The sequence below is a fragment of the Luteimonas sp. MC1750 genome (genome assembly GCF_016615955.1).
Taxonomy (GTDB): Bacteria; Pseudomonadota; Gammaproteobacteria; order Xanthomonadales; family Xanthomonadaceae; genus Luteimonas.
On record NZ_CP067113.1, the window covers coordinates 1,734,416 to 1,750,606 of the forward strand.

Below are 16,191 nucleotides of genomic sequence, written 5' to 3' on the forward strand. Positions count from 1 at the left end.
TTGAAAGGTGCTTGAAGCTCAGGCGGCGCCGGCCAGGCGCGCGGCTTCCGCGAGGTCCACCGACACCAGCCGGCTGACGCCGGGCTCGCGCATGGTAACGCCCGACAGCTGCCTCGCGGCTTCCATCGTCGCCTTGTTGTGGGTCACGAACAGGAACTGCACCTTCTCGCTCATCTCGGTGACCATCGCGCTGAAGCGGCCGACGTTGGCCTCGTCCAGCGGCGCGTCGACCTCGTCGAGCAGGCAGAACGGCGCCGGGTTGAGCTGGAAGATCGCGAACACCAGCGCCACCGCGGTCATCGCCTTCTCGCCGCCCGACAGCAGCGAGATGTTGGACACGCGCTTGCCCGGCGGGCGCGCCATGATCGCCACGCCGGTGTCGAGCAGGTCCTCGCCGGTGAGTTCGAGATAGGCATGGCCGCCGCCGAACAGGCGCGGATAGATTTCCTGCACGCCGGAGTTGACGCGGTCGAAGGTGTCCTTGAAGCGGCCGCGGGTCTCGCGGTCGATCTTGCGGATCGCGTCCTCCAGCGTCTCCAGCGCCGAGTTGAGGTCGGCATCCTGGCTGTCGAGATAGTCCTTGCGCTGCGCGGCCTCGGCGTGCTCCTGGATCGCGGCCAGGTTGACCGGCTCCAGGCGGCGAAGCTTGGCGTCGAAGTCGGCGACCATGCGCCCCCAGGCGCCGGCTTCGGCGTCGTCGGCCAGGCCGGCGACCACCTCGTCCAGCACGAAGCCGGCCTCGACCACCGCGGCGCCCAGCTGTTCGGCGTGGATCACCAGCGCCTGCTGGTCGAGCCTGCGCTGGGCGATGGCCTCGCGCTGGGCGATGGCCTGCTCGTCGCGCTGGTGGCGCACCTGCTCGCGCTCGCGCAGCGCGGCATCGATGCCGTCCAGCGTGCTGCGCGCCCCGGACAGCGCCTGCTCGGCGTGCACGCGCTGGGCCAGCGCCGCCTGGCGCTGGCGCTCGAGATCGTCGACGGGGCTGTCGCCGGCCGCCAGCTGGGTGGTGATCTCGCCCAGGCGGGTGTCGAGCTGGCCGCGCTGGCCGCCCATGCGCTGCAGCGACTGGCGCAGCCCGTGGGCCTGCGTGCGCTGGGTTTCCAGCTGCAGCGCCAGCGCGTGCGCCTGCTCGCGTGATTCGCGCGCCGCGGCGCGGGTCTGGTCGCGCGCGGTGGCATGGCGGATGCGCTCGGCCTCGAGGGCGCGCCGCGTCTCCTCCAGTTCGGCCATCCGCGACACCGCGTCCTCCAGGCGTCCACGCGCCTCACGCGCCTGGTCGCCGCTGCCGGCCAGCGATTCACCCAGCTGCGCGAGCTCGGCGTCGATGCGCTCGATGCGGTTGCGCGCCGCGTCCAGGCGGCCCTGCTGCCCCTGGAGTCGGCCCGCGAGCTCGGACACGCTGCGATGCGCCTGGTAGAGCTGGCGCTGCACATCCTCGCGGGCCTGCTCGGCGGCGAGCAGGCGCTCGCGGCCGCTGGCCATCGCCTCTTCGAGCTCCGCCTCGCGCGCCTGCAGCTGCTCGATGCGCTCGCGCAGCCCCTGGATCTCGCGCTCGCGCAGCAGCGCGCCCTGGCGCGCGGCGCCGGAGCGCAGCACGCGAAGCCAGCCGGCGCCGAGGCGCTCGCCGTCGCGGGTGATCACCGAATCGCCAGGCTCGAGCCCTGCCTGCAGCGCGCGCGCCTCGGCCAGCGAGTCGGCCACGTGCAGGCGTGCCAGCAGGCGGCGGATCGCCAGCGGACCGCGCACGCGCGAGGCGAGCGAAGTCGGCGCGAACGCGTCCTGTCCGGTTTCGGACGACACCAGCGCGATGCGCCCGTCGCCCAGGTCGGCCAGCGCTTCGACCAGTGCTTCCGGGCTGTCCACCAGCACGCCTTCGATCATCTGGCCGAGCGCACCCTCGACCGCGTTCTCCCAGCCCGCCTCGACCTCCAGCGCCTCGCCGACGCGGGTCGAGGAATCCAGGTCGTGCTGGCGCAGCCAGGCCATCGCCGCGCCCTGCTCCTGGCCCAGCGCCGCATGCTGCAGCGTCTCCAGCGAGGACAGCCGGCCGCGGCCCTCCTGGGCCTGCTTGCGGACGTCGGAGATCTCCTGCTGGGCGGCGCGCTGCTGGTCCTGCAGGTCGAGCGCGGCCTGCTTGCGCGCGTCGAGGTTCTCGTTGAGACCTTCCAGCGCGATCTTCTGCGCCTCGTGTTCCTCGGCCACGCCGGCGAAGGCCTCGGCCAGCGCATCGAGATCGAGCGCGGAACGCTCGCCCGACAGGGCCTCGCGGCGGCGGCCGGACTCCAGCGACTGGCGGTCGAGATAGTCGACCCGGGTGCGCTCGACGTCGGCCGCGCGCGCGGCTTCGCCGGCCTCGCGGCTGTGCGCGTCCCAGCGTTCCTGCCAGTCGGCCAGCGCGGCCTCGGCGTCGCGCAGCGCGTCCTGGCGGACCTCGTCGCTTTCGCGCAGGGCTTCCAGCGCGGGTTCGGCCTCGGCGATCGATTCCTCCAGGATCGCCAGCCGCTCCTCGTCGCCGCCGATATGCAGGGCCAGCTCGGCGATCGCGTCCTCGGCCTCTTCGCGCGCGCGCACCAGGCGCTGCGACAGCTCCTGCTGGTGGGCGATCTGCTGCTCGATGCGCGCCAGCGTACCGCCGACCTCGTAGCCGGCCGCCTGGGCGCGGCCGAGCGCCTCCATGGCCTCCTCGCGTCGCACGCGGCCTTCCTCGAGCTCGCGCTCGGCCTCGCGCTGCTCGGCGATCAGCTGCTGCAGCCGGGTCTCTTCCTGTGCAAGGCCTTCGCGCAGGCGCGACAGGCGGGCGTCCAGGGCGCGGAACTCCAGCGCCTTCCACTCGGCGTCCCGCACCCGGCGCTCGGCCTGGATGGCGGTGTACTGCTCGGCCTGGCGGGCCTGGCGCGCGAGGTGGGTCAGCTGCTTGCCGACCTCCTCGCGCAGGTCGCCGAGGCGGTCGAGGTTCTCGCGGGTGTGGCGGATCCGGGTCTCGGTTTCCCTGCGGCGCTCCTTGTACTTGGAGATGCCGGCGGCCTCTTCCAGGTACACGCGCAGCTCTTCGGGCTTGGCTTCGATGATCTGGCTGATCATCCCCTGCTCGATGATCGAGTAGCTGCGCGGGCCGAGGCCGGTGCCGAGGAACAGGTCGGTGATGTCGCGCCGGCGGCACTTGGCGCCGTTGAGGTAGTAGCTGCTCTGGCCGTCGCGCGAGACCAGGCGCTTGACCGAGATCTCGTTGAAGGCCGCGAATTCGCCGGTGATGGTGTGGTCGCTGTTGTCGAAGATCAGCTCGACGGTCGCCTGCGACACCGGCTTGCGCGCCGTCGAGCCGGAGAAGATCACGTCGGTCAGCGAGTCGCCCCTGAGGCGGCTGGCCGAACTCTCGCCCATCACCCAGCGCACCGCGTCGATGATGTTCGACTTGCCGCACCCGTTCGGACCCACCACGCCGGTCATGTTGGTCGGCAGGTGCAGGGTGGTCGGGTCGACGAAGGACTTGAATCCGGAGAGCTTGATCGTGGACAGGCGCATGCGGCGGTCGGTGGCCTCGGCGGCGCACGGGCAGGCCGTGGCGCGGTCGGTGACGGGATTGGTGCGTGAATGCGGCCCGGCGGGCCGGCATCGCCGCAGTATAGCGGCAGGCGTGGGGCCCGGCCCCGGCCCGCCCGGCCGCGGCAAGTCCCGATCCGCGGAGGGCCGGAGCCCCGATGCCGCCCGCCCTCCGGCGCGCCCAGCATCGCGGCATGGACACCCTGCCAACGGCCCGCATGCAAATTCCCGGCACACCCCGGACCGGGCTTCGCGTGGCCGTCCTTGCCCTGGCCCTGGGCGTCGCGTCGGCGCCGGGACCGGTCCTGGCGCAGGCGCCGGGGCGCGACGAGGGGCTGATGCTGGCCGCCTCGCTGTCCCGCGCGCACGGCCTGACCACGCCTCGCCCGGTTGACGAGTACTGGGTGAGCGAAAAGCTCGACGGAGTGCGGGCGCGGTGGGACGGCCGCAGGCTGTGGACCCGCGGCGGCCTGCCGGTGGACGCCCCGGCCTGGTTCACCGCCGGCTGGCCGGCGCTGCGGATGGACGGGGAGCTGTGGCTGGGCCGGGGCCGCTTCGAGGAGGCCAGCAGCCTGGTCCGCAATCCGCCGGCGGACGACGCGCCCTGGCGCGCGATGCGCTTCGTCGTCTTCGACCTGCCCGGCGATCCCGGAAGCTTCGGGGAGCGGGTCCTGGCGATGCGGCGGCTCGCCGGTCCAGGGATCGCGCCTTGGCTGCGCCCGGTCGCCCAGTCGCGGGTGGCCGACGGCGCGCAGCTGCGCGCGCGGCTGGACGCCGTGCTTGCGGCCGGAGGCGAGGGGCTGATGCTGCACCACGACGCCGCCCGCTACGTCGCGGGCCGCCATCCGGACCTGCTCAAGCTGAAGCCGCACGACGATGCCGAGGCGCGGGTCGTCGGCCACCTGCCGGGCCGCGGGAAATACGCCGGGATGGTCGGTGCCCTGCTGGTCGAGCGCGCGGACGGCTCGCGCTTCCGCCTGGGCAGCGGACTGGACGACGCGGAGCGTGCCTCGCCCCCGGCGGTCGGGAGCCTGGTCACCTATCGCTACAGCGGCCTGACCGTGAACGGACTGCCGCGCTTCCCGCGCTACCTGCGGCTGCGGGAGCCGCCTGGCGCAACCGGCGAGCCGACGGCGGCCTCCCCCTGACCCGCTGCCGCGTCACGCGGGTCATGACGCCCGGACCTGGTCAGTCCCGGGACCCGGCATCGAGACGTTCGCCGCCGTCGGGCTCGAAGACGTGGACGTGCCGCGCGGCCACCCGCAGCGGCAGGGTGTCGCCCACGCGTGGCAGGTCGCCCGGCGGCAGCCGCGCCACCAGTGCATGTCCGCCTGCCCGCAGGTTGACGAAGACTTCGCTGCCCACCGGCTCGACGACTTCCACCACGGCCTGAAACGCGAAGGCGTCGTTGGAACCGATGCCGTCCTCCGCCTGCGCAACATCCGCCTGCGCAACCTCCGCTCGCGCAGACTCCGCCGCGCCGGCATCCGCGGCGCGGTCCGCCCGCAGGAGATGCTCCGGCCGCAGCCCCAGCGCCAGCGTGCGCCTGTCCCACTCCGGGAGCGCGCGCAGGCCCGGCAGCGGCAGCCGCGTTCCATCGTCCATGAGCAGTGCGGCGCTGCCGCGGAGATCCAGCCGCCCGTGCAGCACGTTCATCGCCGGACTGCCGAGGAAGGTCGCCACGAACAGGTTGGCCGGGCGTTCGTACAGGGCCATCGGCGTGTCGATCTGCTGGATGCGCCCGCCGTCGAGCACCACGATGCGCTGGCCGAGCGTCATCGCCTCGACCTGGTCATGGGTCACGTACACCATCGTGGTCCCGAGGCTGCGATGGAGCCGCGCGATCTCCACGCGCATCGCCGCACGCAGCCGGGCGTCGAGGTTGGACAGCGGCTCGTCGAGCAGGAACACCTGCGGCTGTCGCACCAGCGCCCGGCCCAGGGCCACGCGCTGGCGCTGGCCGCCCGACAGCGCCGCCGGCTTGCGCTCCAGCATGTCCTCCAGGCCGAGCGTCCTGGCCGCGTCCGCCACGCGCGCGGCGATCGCCGGCTTGTCCATGCCGCGCAGCTTCAGGCCGAAGGCCAGGTTCCCGGCCACGCTCATGTGCGGGTACAGCGCGTAGTTCTGGAACACCATGGCGATGTCGCGCTCGCGCGGCGCGACGTCGTTGACGACGCGGTCGCCGATCGACAGTGTGCCGGCGTCGACCGCCTCGAGGCCGGCGATCATTCGCAGCAGCGTCGACTTGCCGCAGCCCGACGGGCCGACCAGCACCAGCAGTTCGCCATCGCGGGCTTCGAAGCTGGCGTCGTGCACGGCCACGAAACCGTCGGGATACACCTTGCGGACGTGTTCGAGCCTGACCCGCGCCATCGCCACTCCCGGGGTTGTTCCCCGTCATGCGGTGCCGGGGTCGCTGCGTTATCCTCGCAATGTAACTGCTTTCATCGCATCTCCGCGCATCTTCGCGCATTGCCGCGCCCCTGGAGCACCGCCCATGTCCGACGCCCCCGCCCGTGCCCGGGACGCCAGCTTTCCCGACGGTTTCCTCTGGGGCGCCGCCACCGCCGCGCACCAGATCGAGGGCTCGCCGCTGGCCGATGGCGCCGGCGCCAGCATCTGGACCCGCTTCGCGCACACGCCGGGCATGACCCTCAACGGCGACACCGGCGATGTCGCCTGCGACCACTACCGGCGCTGGAAGCAGGACGTCGCGCTGATGCGCGAACTGGGGCTCAGGGCCTACCGCTTCAGCGTGTCCTGGTCGCGCATCCATCCCGAGGGCACCGGCCGCGTCAACCAGGCGGGCCTGGACTTCTATTCGCGCCTGGTCGACGAGCTGCTGGAAAACGGCATCGAACCGCTGGTCACCCTGTTCCACTGGGACCTGCCGGCCGCGCTCGACGATCGCGGTGGCTGGCTCAACCGCGACTGCGCCGACTGGTTCGCGGAATACGGCAGCACGCTGTACCGCGCGCTCGACGGCCGGGTGAAGAAATGGGCGACGATCAACGAGCCCTGGGTGGTCACCGACGGCGGCTACCTGCACGGCGCGCTGGCCCCCGGCCACCGCAGCCGCTACGAGGCGCCGATCGCCGCGCACAACCTGATGCGCGCGCACGGCGCCGCGGTGCAGGCCTACCGCGCCGAGGGCGCGCACGAGATCGGCCTGGTGGTGAACATCGAGCCGAAGTATCCGGCCAGCGACTCGGCCGAAGACGCCGCGGCCGTGCGCCGCGCGCATGCCTACATGAACGAGCAGTTCCTGCATCCGGCCCTGCTCGGCCATTATCCGCCGGAGCTGAAGGACATCTTCGGCGATGCCTGGCCGGACTGGCCGGCGCATGACTTCGCGCTGATCCGCCAGCCGCTCGACTTCGTCGGCATCAACTACTACACCCGCAGCGTCACCGCCGCCGGCGACAGCTACCCGCAGCGGACCGCGGTGGTGCGGCAGCCGCTGGGCACCTATACCGAGACCGGCTGGGAAGTCTTCCCGCAGGGGCTCACCGACCTGCTGCTGTGGTTCAAGGACACCTACGGCGACCTGCCGGTCTACATCACCGAGAACGGCGCCGCGTTCTTCGATCCGCCGGTGGCCGAGGACGGGCGCGTGCGTGACCCGCTGCGCACCGGCTACCTGCGCAAGCACCTGGGCGCCATCCACGACGCGATCGCGGCCGGTGTGGACGTGCGCGGCTACATGGCCTGGTCGCTGCTGGACAACCTCGAATGGTCACTCGGGTATTCGAAGCGCTTTGGTATCGTCCATGTGAACTACGCCACCCAGGAGCGCACGCCCAAGGACAGCGCGCGCTGGTACTCCGGGGTGATCGCCAGCAACGGGCGGACGCTGTCCGATCCGCTTCCCTACTGATCCGAGGATCCCGGCGCCGGCATGCATGACCTTTCCCTGCACACCGGTCCCCATGGCGGCACGCGGCTCCGCGACGGCGTCGAGTTCCAGTCGTACCAGGACCGCACGCAGTGGGCATGGGCCGCGGCGGTCATCCTCTCGGCGGCGCTGCGCCGCGCACTCGAGGCCCAGGGCCGCACGCGGCTGCTGCTGTCCGGGGGGCGCACGCCGGGCCCCGCCTACGCCGCACTCGCGCGTGCCCCGTTGGCCTGGGACCGGGTGGACGTCGCCCTGGTCGACGAGCGCTGGCTGCTGCCCGACGACCCCGACAGCAACGCGCGCATGGTGCGCGAGTCGCTGCTGGTCGAATGCGCCGCGGCGACGCGCTTCGAATCGATCACCCGCGCGGGGCGCGGCTTCGCCGAGGCGGTGACGATCGCCAACATGCACGCCGCGCATCCGGCCAGCGTGGTGGTGCTGGGCATGGGCGAGGACGGGCATGTCGGCTCGCTGTTCCCGGGCATGGTCGGGCTGGCCGACGCCCTCGCCTCGCCGCGGCCCTACGTGGCCGTCGACGCCACGGGTTGCCCGGGCGCCGGCCGCTTCACGCGACGGATCAGCCTGACGCCCGCGGGACTCGCCTCCGCCAGCACGCGCCTGCTGCTGATCCGCGGCGCGCGCAAGCGCGAGCTGCTGGACCAGGTGCTGGCCGGCGACGATCCGATGGAGTTTCCGGTGCGCATCGCCTTCACCACGCCGGGCGCCGCGCTCCGGATCCTCTGGTGCCCGTGACCGCGTAGCCGGTCCGATCCGTCCGGCGCGGCCCCGGCCGCCGTCAGGGCTGCAGGTCGACGACCACGCGTGCGCCGGCATGCGGGATGCGAAGTTCGCGGCCCTCCCAGGTCAGCGGCACGCCATCGAGGGTCGCGGCCCCGGGCTCGCCCGCCCAGGGCCAGGGCAGCACCAGCCCGCCCGGCGGAAGGCCGGCGTCCGCCGCGATCTCGAGCACCAGCTGCGCACCTTCGCGCCGCAGGCGATAGCCGAGCGTCCCCTGCGGCGTACGCATGCCGGCCAGCGCGACGCCGCTGCCGTCCAGCCACGACGTGGGTACGCCGGCTGCCAGCACCACGCTGTCGTCGGACTCACGGACGTAGGCGAACATGTCCAGGGCGGACCGCACGAAGTCGGACGCGACCCAGGCGTGCGGCAGGTCGCCGAGGAAGAACGGGGTGCGCGGCGTCGGCGTGACCACCTCGGCCCACTGGTTCCAGGCCGGCGGCGCGCGGTCGTCGAGGAACCATTGGGCCGCGTCCCAGGCGCGGTCGCGCCAGCCCAGGCGGACGAAGGCCCCGACGTTGCGCCACTCGTAGGGCGTGTACGCATCCCACGCGCGCGTCCCGTCGCGGCGCTCGGCGAACTCGCGCCAGTAGCGCTCGAAGGTGTTGCGCAGGCGGTCGGGTGGCAGGTTGGCCAGCTCGCCGCCGGGCGCGAGCGCGATGGTGGTCGAGGTGGCGTCGAAGTCGCCCAGCTCCGCGGCGCCCGGCAGGTAGTCGATGCCGTGGCGGCTCGCGGCGGCATCGAGCGAGGCCAGCAGGTCGGCGCGGAACCGGTCGCGCGCGACCGCCATGCGCGCCGCATCGTCCGCCCTGCCCAGCGCCGCGGCCAGCTGCACCGCGTCCTTGTATCCGCGCAGCGCCCAGAAGTTGTCCCAGTACGCATGCATCGGCTTGGCCGAATAGCCTTCGTGGCTGATCGAGGCCGGCATCATTCCGTAGAAGGCCGGGTCCTGCGCGCGGTTGGCGGCAGTGCGATCGCTCTGCGCCAGCGCTTCCATGTACTCCCAGGCCGCGAGCACGTGCGGCCACATGCGCTCGAGGAAGGCGTCGTCGCCGGTGTGGCGCCAGTACTCGGCGATGTTGAAGATCAACTCGCCGTGGCTGTCGTTCTCGGGAACCGGGTCGCTGCCGCGGTCGTCGACGCAGCACGGCACCTTGCCGTCGTCGAACTGGAAGGGCGCGTACCACGCGAGGTAGTCGCGCACCGCGTCGGCCCGGCCCATGCGCAGCAGGCCTTCGGAAATCATCGCGCCGTCGCGGATCCAGCTGCGCGAGTATGACCGCGTGCCCGGCTGCAGCCGCGGCCCGACGCGCGAGACCAGCATGTGGGCGAGCGCGGTGCGCAGCGTGTCGGCCAGCGCCTGGCCTTGCGGCGGCACGTCCAGGCGCACCTGGTCGAGCGTGCCGCGCCAGTGCGCCGCGACCTCCTGCTGCAGCGTGTCCGCGTCCCACCAGCGCCGCGCCGGCGCGCTGCTTCCGGTCATCGGCACCATGACCTCGACGCTCTGCACCGCGCCCGGTGCCAGGCGCATGCGCCAGACCAGCGCCGCCGAAGCCAGGCCGGTCGGATCGTTCGCCACGCGCACCGTGCCCGGAAGCCTGCCGCCCGCCAGGTGCTGGACGACGTCGCCGGCGTCGAAGGCCGATGCGAACGAGGCGTCGGGCACCTGCTTGGCGAACACGCGCGGAACGCCCGCCACCGTGACCATGCCGCCATCGACCCCGATCGCGGCGATCCGGCTGACCCCGCCGATGGTGTTGAGGAACTGGGCCGGCGGATTGACCTGCAGCGGCCGCGCCGCCAGCGCGAGCTGGAGGTCCTGGGCGCGCCCGCTGGTATTGGCCAGCCGGTAGCGCAGCACCAGCTGCGACCGCTCCGGCGTGCCGGCGGCGAACGCGGTGATGCGCAGCGAGAAATCGTCGTGGCGCCAGTCCACGCTGGGAATCGGCAGGTAGCCGTCCTGCAGCGACTGGCGCGGCGTCACGTCGGCCCAGCTCACCAGCCGGCCGCCGGCGATGACGAAGGGCTCGACGCTGAAGCCGCCGCGCGCCACTTCCACCGCGCCATCCTCGCCCAGCAAACCCTGCTGCAGACCGCCGTCCAGCCCCAGGATGGTCCAGTACGGCTGCTCGCCGCTGAAGCCGCGCGGGTAGCGGCCACGCGGCAGGTCGGCCGCCACCGCGCGCACGAAGTCGTTGGGATGCGCGCTGAACGCGAGCGGCTTCACCGCGGCTTCGGCGAGCGCGAACTCCGCGCCGGGTCCCTCCAGCAGGTCGAGCGCGATCCAGCGCGCCTCGGCCTCCGGCAGGGCGATCCAGTCGCGCCCGCCATCGCCACCCTCGACGGTGCGCGGGTCGCGCCAGGCGACTCCGTCCTCCGACAGCTGTACCCGATAGCGCGAGGCCTGCCGGCCCGGCAGCCAGTCCAGCACCAGGCCGCCGAATTCACGGACGCTGCCCAGGTCGAGCACGAGCCGCTGGCCGCCCCTGACCACCGGCGCGCGCCAGGCGCTGGCCCTGTCCGCGTCGACCGCCGCCGCGGCCCCGCCTGCCGTAGCCATTGCCGTGGCGGCGAGCGGGCCGTCGTCCGAAGGTGCAAGGGTGCTGAAGGCCAGTTGATCGAAGCAGACCGAGCCCCGCCCGCCGACGCGGTTGTAGACCACGAGTTCCATCGCGGCGCTGGCGCGCAGCACCGGGTCCGGATCCGGCCCCCAGGCCTTGACGATGTGCCGCGCCTTGTAGCGCTGCGGCGTCCAGCGCGACGGCGGCTCGACCGACGTGCGGTTGGCCCACCAGACGTTGTCGCCGCTGGCATCGACCAGCTTGAACTGCAGGTCGTTGGCCGGCGCATCGCCACGCAGCTGGAGGTCGAAGCGGTAGTTGCCGGGGAACTCCAGGGGCAGCGCGCGCCGGATGCCCGCGTGGCCGGAGACGCCGTTGAAATCGTAGTCCAGGCACAGGGCGCGTCCCTCCGCGCCTTCGACCGCGCGGATCGAGGCGCGGACCTGGTCGGAGGCGACCACGCTCCAGGCCGGCGGGTCTTCGAAGCCGTCGAGCACCTGCGTGGACAGGACCTCCTGCGCGACGGCGGGCACGACGACCGCCAGCCATCCCGCCAGCGCGGCCAGCACGGCCGTCGCCGCCCTGCCCCTTCGGCCACGCCTGCCCGCGACCCGCTGCACCCGGCACCGCGCACCCTGCAAACCCGTGTCCTCCACCATCCGTCCGCGCCTCCTCAGCCCTTGACGCTGCCCAGCAGCAGTCCCTGCATGTACCAGCGCTGCAGCGCCAGGAACAGCAGCAGCACCGGCAGCACGGTCACCACGGCGCCGGCCATCATCATCTCGACGTCCATGATGTGCTCGCGCGACAGCGCCGCCAGGGCCACCGGCAGCGTGTACCGGTCCTGGTCGGCGAGCACGATCAGCGGCCACATGAAGTCGTTCCACGCGGCCATGAAGCTGAAGATCGCCAGGGTCACCAGCACTGGCTTGAGCATCGGCAGCACCACCTGGACGAAGATCCGCAGCTCGCCGGCGCCGTCGATGCGCGCGGCCTCGAGCAGCGCGTCCGGGATCGAACGCGCGTACTGCCGCACCAGGAAGATGCCGAACACGCCGGCCAGCGCCGGCACCACCACGCCGCCAAGCGTGTTGACCAGGCCGAGCTCCTTCATCAGCAGGAACAGCGGCAGCATCGCCACCTGCGCCGGCACCACCAGGGCCGCGAGCAGGACCTGGAACAGCCGGTCGCGCCCGCGGAAGCGCAGCTTGGCGAAGGCATAGCCGGCCGCGGTGTTGACCACCAGCGAGCCGAACGTGATGCCCAGCGACACCAGCAGGCTGTTGGCGAAGGCGCGACCGATGCCGGTGCGCGCGAACAGCTCGCGGTAGTTGTCGAGGGTGACCGCGCTGGGCAGGAGCGGCGGCGGGAAGCCCGAGGCCTCGCCCGTCGGCATGAACGACACCGAGACCATCCACGCCAGCGGCGCCAGCGCCAGCAGCGCGAATACCGCCAGCGCGCCGTTGACCAGCAGCGCCTGCAGCCGCGAACCGCCGACCGGCCGGCTCATACCAGGTCCCGCCGGCTTCCGGCGCGCAGCAGCAGCGTGGTCGCGCCCAGGATCACCAGGAACAGCATGAACGCCACCGCCGACGCCCGGCCAAGGTTCCACCAGCGGAAGCCCTCCTCGAACATCAGGTAGAGCACGCTGACCGTGGACTGCAGCGGATCGCCGCGGGTCATCACGTAGGGCTCGGCGAAGAGCTGGAAATAGCCCGACACCGTGATCACCGACACCACCAGCAGCACCGGTCCCAGCGCCGGCAGGGTGATGTGCAGGATCTGCCGCCAGGTCGAGGCGCCGTCGATGCGCGCGGCCTCGTAGAGCTCGCGCGGGATCGCCTGCAGGCCGGCCAGCAGGATCACCATGTTGTAGCCGAAGTTCTTCCACACCGCGAAGCCGATGATCGTGGGCATCGCCCAGAGCGGATCACCCAGCCAGTCGACCGGCGAGATCCCGACGTGGCCCAGCGCCCAGTTCACCAGGCCGTAGCTGGTGTGGAACAGGTAGCGCCAGATCACCGCCACCGCCACCAGGGTGGTGACCACCGGCGCGAAGAGCGCGGTTCGGAACACGGCCTTGGCGCGCGCGAGCTGCGAGTCCAGCAGCAGCGCCGCCGCCAGCGACACGCCGATCGACAGCGGCACGCCGACGAGGACGAAATAGCTGGTGTTCCACAGCGCCGTCCAGAAGATCGGCGTGCGCAGCAGCTCCAGGTAGTTGTCCAGCGCGACGAAGCGCAGGTGCGCGGGATCGGCCAGCGCGTAGAGGTCGAAGTCGGTCAGGCTGAGCAGCAGCGCCGAGGCGACCGGCAGGGCGAAGAACAGCCCGATCACGATCAGTGCGGGGGCCACGAACATCCAGCCGGCGACTCCACCGCGCATCACCGCGCCTCCTGGTCCACGATCCAGCGCCGCTTGGCGAGGATGGCGTCGACGGCGGCATCGAGCTCGCGCACGGCCTGGTCCTGCGCCAGCCCACCGCGCACCACGCGCTCGGTCACCAGCCGCAGCTCCTGCGCGATGCGTTCCCACTCGAGCACCTTGGGCGTCGGGCGCACGCGCTCCAGCTGGTCGCGGAAGGCGGCGGCCAGCGGGTCGGCCGCGAGGTCGGGGTGCTGCCACGCGCTGCGGCGCGGCGGGAGATTGCCGCTCAGCGCGTGGAAGCGGCGCTGCACCGCCGGGCGCGACAGGTATTCCACCAGCCGCCAGGCGGCATCGGCGTGGGCGCCGCCGCGCGGCAGCACCAGGCTGGTGCCACCGGCGATGCCGGCGCCCGGGCCGTCGGGGCCGGGCAGCGGCATCGTGCCCCAGGCATCCGCCAGCGCCGGCGGCGCGCGGCGGCGGAACTCGCGGATGTTCCACGGCCCCGACAGGTAGAAGGCATACGAGCCGCGGAAGAACTCGTCCCAGACATTGGACACCTGGGTTTCCGACAGCGCCGGCGCCCAGCCCTCCTCGAAGATCCGCGCATAGAACGCCAGCGCGCGGCGGAACCCGGGGCTGTCGAAATTGCCGCGGGTGTCGCCATCGCGCAGCAGCGGATCGTCCTGCTGCAGGGCCAGCGACAGCTGCGGCTCGAACTCGTTGAGCGGCAGCAGGATCGCGTGCCGGCCTGGACCGGCCGCGCGCTGCACCGCGGCCATCGCCGCCGCCCACTCCTTCCAGGTGCGCGGCGCCGTCGCGACCCCGGCGTCGCGCAGGATGTCCTTGCGGTAGAACAGCAGCCGGGTGTCCACATACCAGGGCACGCCCAGCAGCTCGCCATCGACGACGTTGGTGTCGAGGATGCCGGGGAAGTAATCGCCGGCATCGACCACGACCGAGGCGTCGACGCGCGGCCGCAGCGGCTCCAGCGCGTCCAGCGCCGCGAACTCGGGAATCCAGGTATTGCCCAGCTGCAGCAGGTCGGGCATCGCGTCGGCGGCATAGGCGGTCAGCAGCTTCTCGTGCGCCGCCGTCCACGGGATGGCCTGGACCTCGACGCGCAGGCCGGGATGCTCGCGCTCGAAATCCGGCAGGAGCTCGGCGACCACCTCGGCTTCGCGGCCCATCGCCCAGAAGCGGATGGTGGTGGTGGCGTCGTCGCCGCCCGGCGTGCAGCCGCCGACGGAGGTCACTACCAGCAGGAACAGCAAGGCCAGGACGGCCGCCGGGATTCGCGCCGGGCGGAGCCGGACCATCCGGGTCAGGCCGCGCGTCGCGGCAGGCGGGCCGACGCCGCGCCGTCGGGGCGTCGGGCCACCGCCCGTGGCTCGCGGGTGACACCGGCCGGCGCGCGTGCGTCCGCGCCGTCGCCCCCAGCGGCATCGGGAGCCGGGCCCTGGCCCTCACCGGGCGGATCGTCCCCGCCCTCGCCGGTGCCCTGCTCCCCGGCCGCGTCACCCGCCTGCAGCTCGGCCAGCCAGCCGCCGGTGAAGCCCGCGCGCTCCAGCCCCCTGCGGATGTACGGGCTGCGCTTCATGACCTCCCAGACGAAGCCGCTGCGGTAGTTGGCGATGCCGATCAGGATCGGCCCCTGGTCGATGCCGATGTAGTCGCTGGCGACCCAGCCCTTGCCGGGCACGATGCGCCCGGTCTTGAGCGGAATGTCGTACTCGAAGCTCGGATTGAAGGAATCGAGGAAGCCGTAGCTCGAGTACAGGTACTCGCCATGGTGCTCGACCAGCGCTTCGGTCGCCGGCACCACCAGCTCGGGCGCGTACGGCAGCGACGCGATCGCCGCGGTCGGGGCGATCGTGCCGTCGTCGAAGGCCACCGCGATCCCCGCGCCGCGGGCGCTGTAATGGCGGAACTCGCGCATCTGCCCGTTGTAGTCCTGGTCGGTGCGCTGCGGCCCGTCGCTGGCGGTCAGGCCCCAGATGTCCGGCCCGTAGCCCTTCCAGCCCATCGGGTTCTCGATCGCGTACGAGCGCTGGGCGTAGGTGGCGCGACGCGAGTTCTCGAAGTAGTCGATCCCCCGGTCGCGCATGTAGGCGTCGCGGATGCCGCGGAAATCGATCCAGGCGTGGCTGTACTGGTGGCCGAAGTGCGGCGCGAAGCTCAGGTATTCCTGGCCCTGGTAGATGCCCCAGCTGTCGTCATAGGTCTTCGTCCACGTGGTCCAGGCCTCCGGCTCGACCGGGTGCGTCGGCGATCCGAGCGCGAGGATGTAGACCAGCATCGCCTCGTCGTAGCCGGTCCAGTCGTGCTCGATGAAGCCGCTTTCCGGGTACCAGCCCATCGACACCAGTGGCGGCCGGACCTGCAGCCAGGGCCACTCGATGCGCCGGTAGAGCGCATCGGCCAGCTCGCGGATGCGCTGTTCGCGCGGCTCGTCGCTGTCGTAGTAGGCCTGCGCGAACAGCACGCCCAGCATCATCAGCCCGGTGTCGACGCTCGAAAGCTCCACCCAGGGCTCGTAGCGGTGGCCGGTGCGCATGTCGAGGAAGTGGTAGAAAAAGCCGCGGTGGCCGATGGTGCCGGTGGCCGCCGGCCCCTGCGGCGACTCGAGCAGGAATTCCAGGGTCAGCAGCGTGCGGTCGACCGCCTGCCGACGGCTGATCCAGCCGTTCTCGATCCCGATCGGATAGGCCGTCAGCGCGAAGCCGATCGCCGCCACGCTCGCGAACGGGCGTGACGGGAAGCGGTCGGGCGTCATGCCGTTGCGCTCGTCGGTGGTGTCCCAGAAGAACTGGAAGGTGCGCTTCTCGATATCGCGGAACAGCGGCGGCAGCGTCATCGGCCCCGGCGGCGCCGCGTCCGGCGGCGGCGCCGTCACCACCACCTCCTCGATCGGCCCCGGCCGCGGCGGCTCGACCTCCTGCGCCTGGTCTCCACGCCCGCAGGCGGCGAGCATCAGCACGCAGGCGAGCAGCGGCAGGACGAACGGGGTTGGACGTGTCCGCGTCCGCATCA

Annotated in this window: 10 protein-coding genes; 3 read left to right on the top strand and 7 right to left on the bottom strand. The window is 72.4% G+C overall.

The features are described 5' to 3' along the window. Positions 1–18: 18 nt before the first annotated feature. Positions 19–3,522, bottom strand: coding sequence for a chromosome segregation protein SMC (gene smc, locus JGR68_RS08060; RefSeq protein ID WP_199361947.1), 3,504 nt, complete (start codon positions 3,520–3,522; stop codon positions 19–21). A 272-nt stretch (positions 3,523–3,794) separates the two neighbouring features. Here smc and JGR68_RS08065 point away from each other — a divergent pair, with 272 nt between their 5' ends. After that, the gene (locus JGR68_RS08065; RefSeq protein WP_234446466.1) at positions 3,795–4,688 is read left to right on the top strand and encodes a DNA ligase; all 894 of its coding nucleotides are present in this window, start codon (positions 3,795–3,797) and stop codon (positions 4,686–4,688) included. Between the two features lie 40 nt (positions 4,689–4,728). On the opposite strand, the gene ugpC is transcribed toward JGR68_RS08065, so the two are convergent. Next, positions 4,729–5,913, bottom strand: a complete 1,185-nt coding sequence (gene ugpC / locus JGR68_RS08070; RefSeq protein WP_199361946.1) for a sn-glycerol-3-phosphate ABC transporter ATP-binding protein UgpC — start codon at positions 5,911–5,913, stop codon at positions 4,729–4,731. Positions 5,914–6,037: 124 nt separating this feature from the next. Here ugpC and JGR68_RS08075 point away from each other — a divergent pair, with 124 nt between their 5' ends. Then, entirely contained in the window at positions 6,038–7,417 is a 1,380-nt protein-coding gene (locus JGR68_RS08075; RefSeq protein ID WP_199361945.1) for a GH1 family beta-glucosidase, read from the top strand. A 21-nt stretch (positions 7,418–7,438) separates the two neighbouring features. Next, positions 7,439–8,188 carry a 6-phosphogluconolactonase gene (gene pgl, locus JGR68_RS08080; protein WP_199361944.1) on the top strand — a complete coding sequence of 250 codons (750 nt, stop codon included), beginning with the start codon at positions 7,439–7,441 and terminating at the stop codon, positions 8,186–8,188. Between the two features lie 43 nt (positions 8,189–8,231). Here the strand turns inward: pgl and JGR68_RS08085 are convergent, their stop codons facing one another. From JGR68_RS08085 to JGR68_RS08105, 5 genes are all read right to left on the bottom strand, one after another. Next, on the bottom strand, positions 8,232–11,327 hold the full coding sequence (locus JGR68_RS08085) for a discoidin domain-containing protein (RefSeq protein ID WP_234446636.1): 3,096 nt from the start codon (positions 11,325–11,327) through the stop codon (positions 8,232–8,234). Positions 11,328–11,467: 140 nt separating this feature from the next. After that, entirely contained in the window at positions 11,468–12,304 is an 837-nt protein-coding gene (locus JGR68_RS08090) for a carbohydrate ABC transporter permease (protein ID WP_199361942.1), read from the bottom strand. Continuing rightward, on the bottom strand, positions 12,301–13,179 hold the full coding sequence (locus tag JGR68_RS08095; protein ID WP_199361941.1) for a sugar ABC transporter permease: 879 nt from the start codon (positions 13,177–13,179) through the stop codon (positions 12,301–12,303). Before JGR68_RS08095 ends, JGR68_RS08090 begins: the two co-directional genes overlap by 4 nt. Then, the gene (locus JGR68_RS08100) at positions 13,179–14,477 is read right to left on the bottom strand and encodes a sugar ABC transporter substrate-binding protein (RefSeq protein ID WP_199361940.1); all 1,299 of its coding nucleotides are present in this window, start codon (positions 14,475–14,477) and stop codon (positions 13,179–13,181) included. The genes JGR68_RS08095 and JGR68_RS08100 overlap by 1 nt, the downstream gene beginning before the upstream one ends. Before the next feature lie 5 nt (positions 14,478–14,482). Continuing rightward, complete coding sequence (locus JGR68_RS08105) at positions 14,483–16,189, bottom strand: glucoamylase family protein (RefSeq protein ID WP_199362250.1); 1,707 nt, start codon at positions 16,187–16,189, stop codon at positions 14,483–14,485. Positions 16,190–16,191 lie beyond the last annotated feature (2 nt).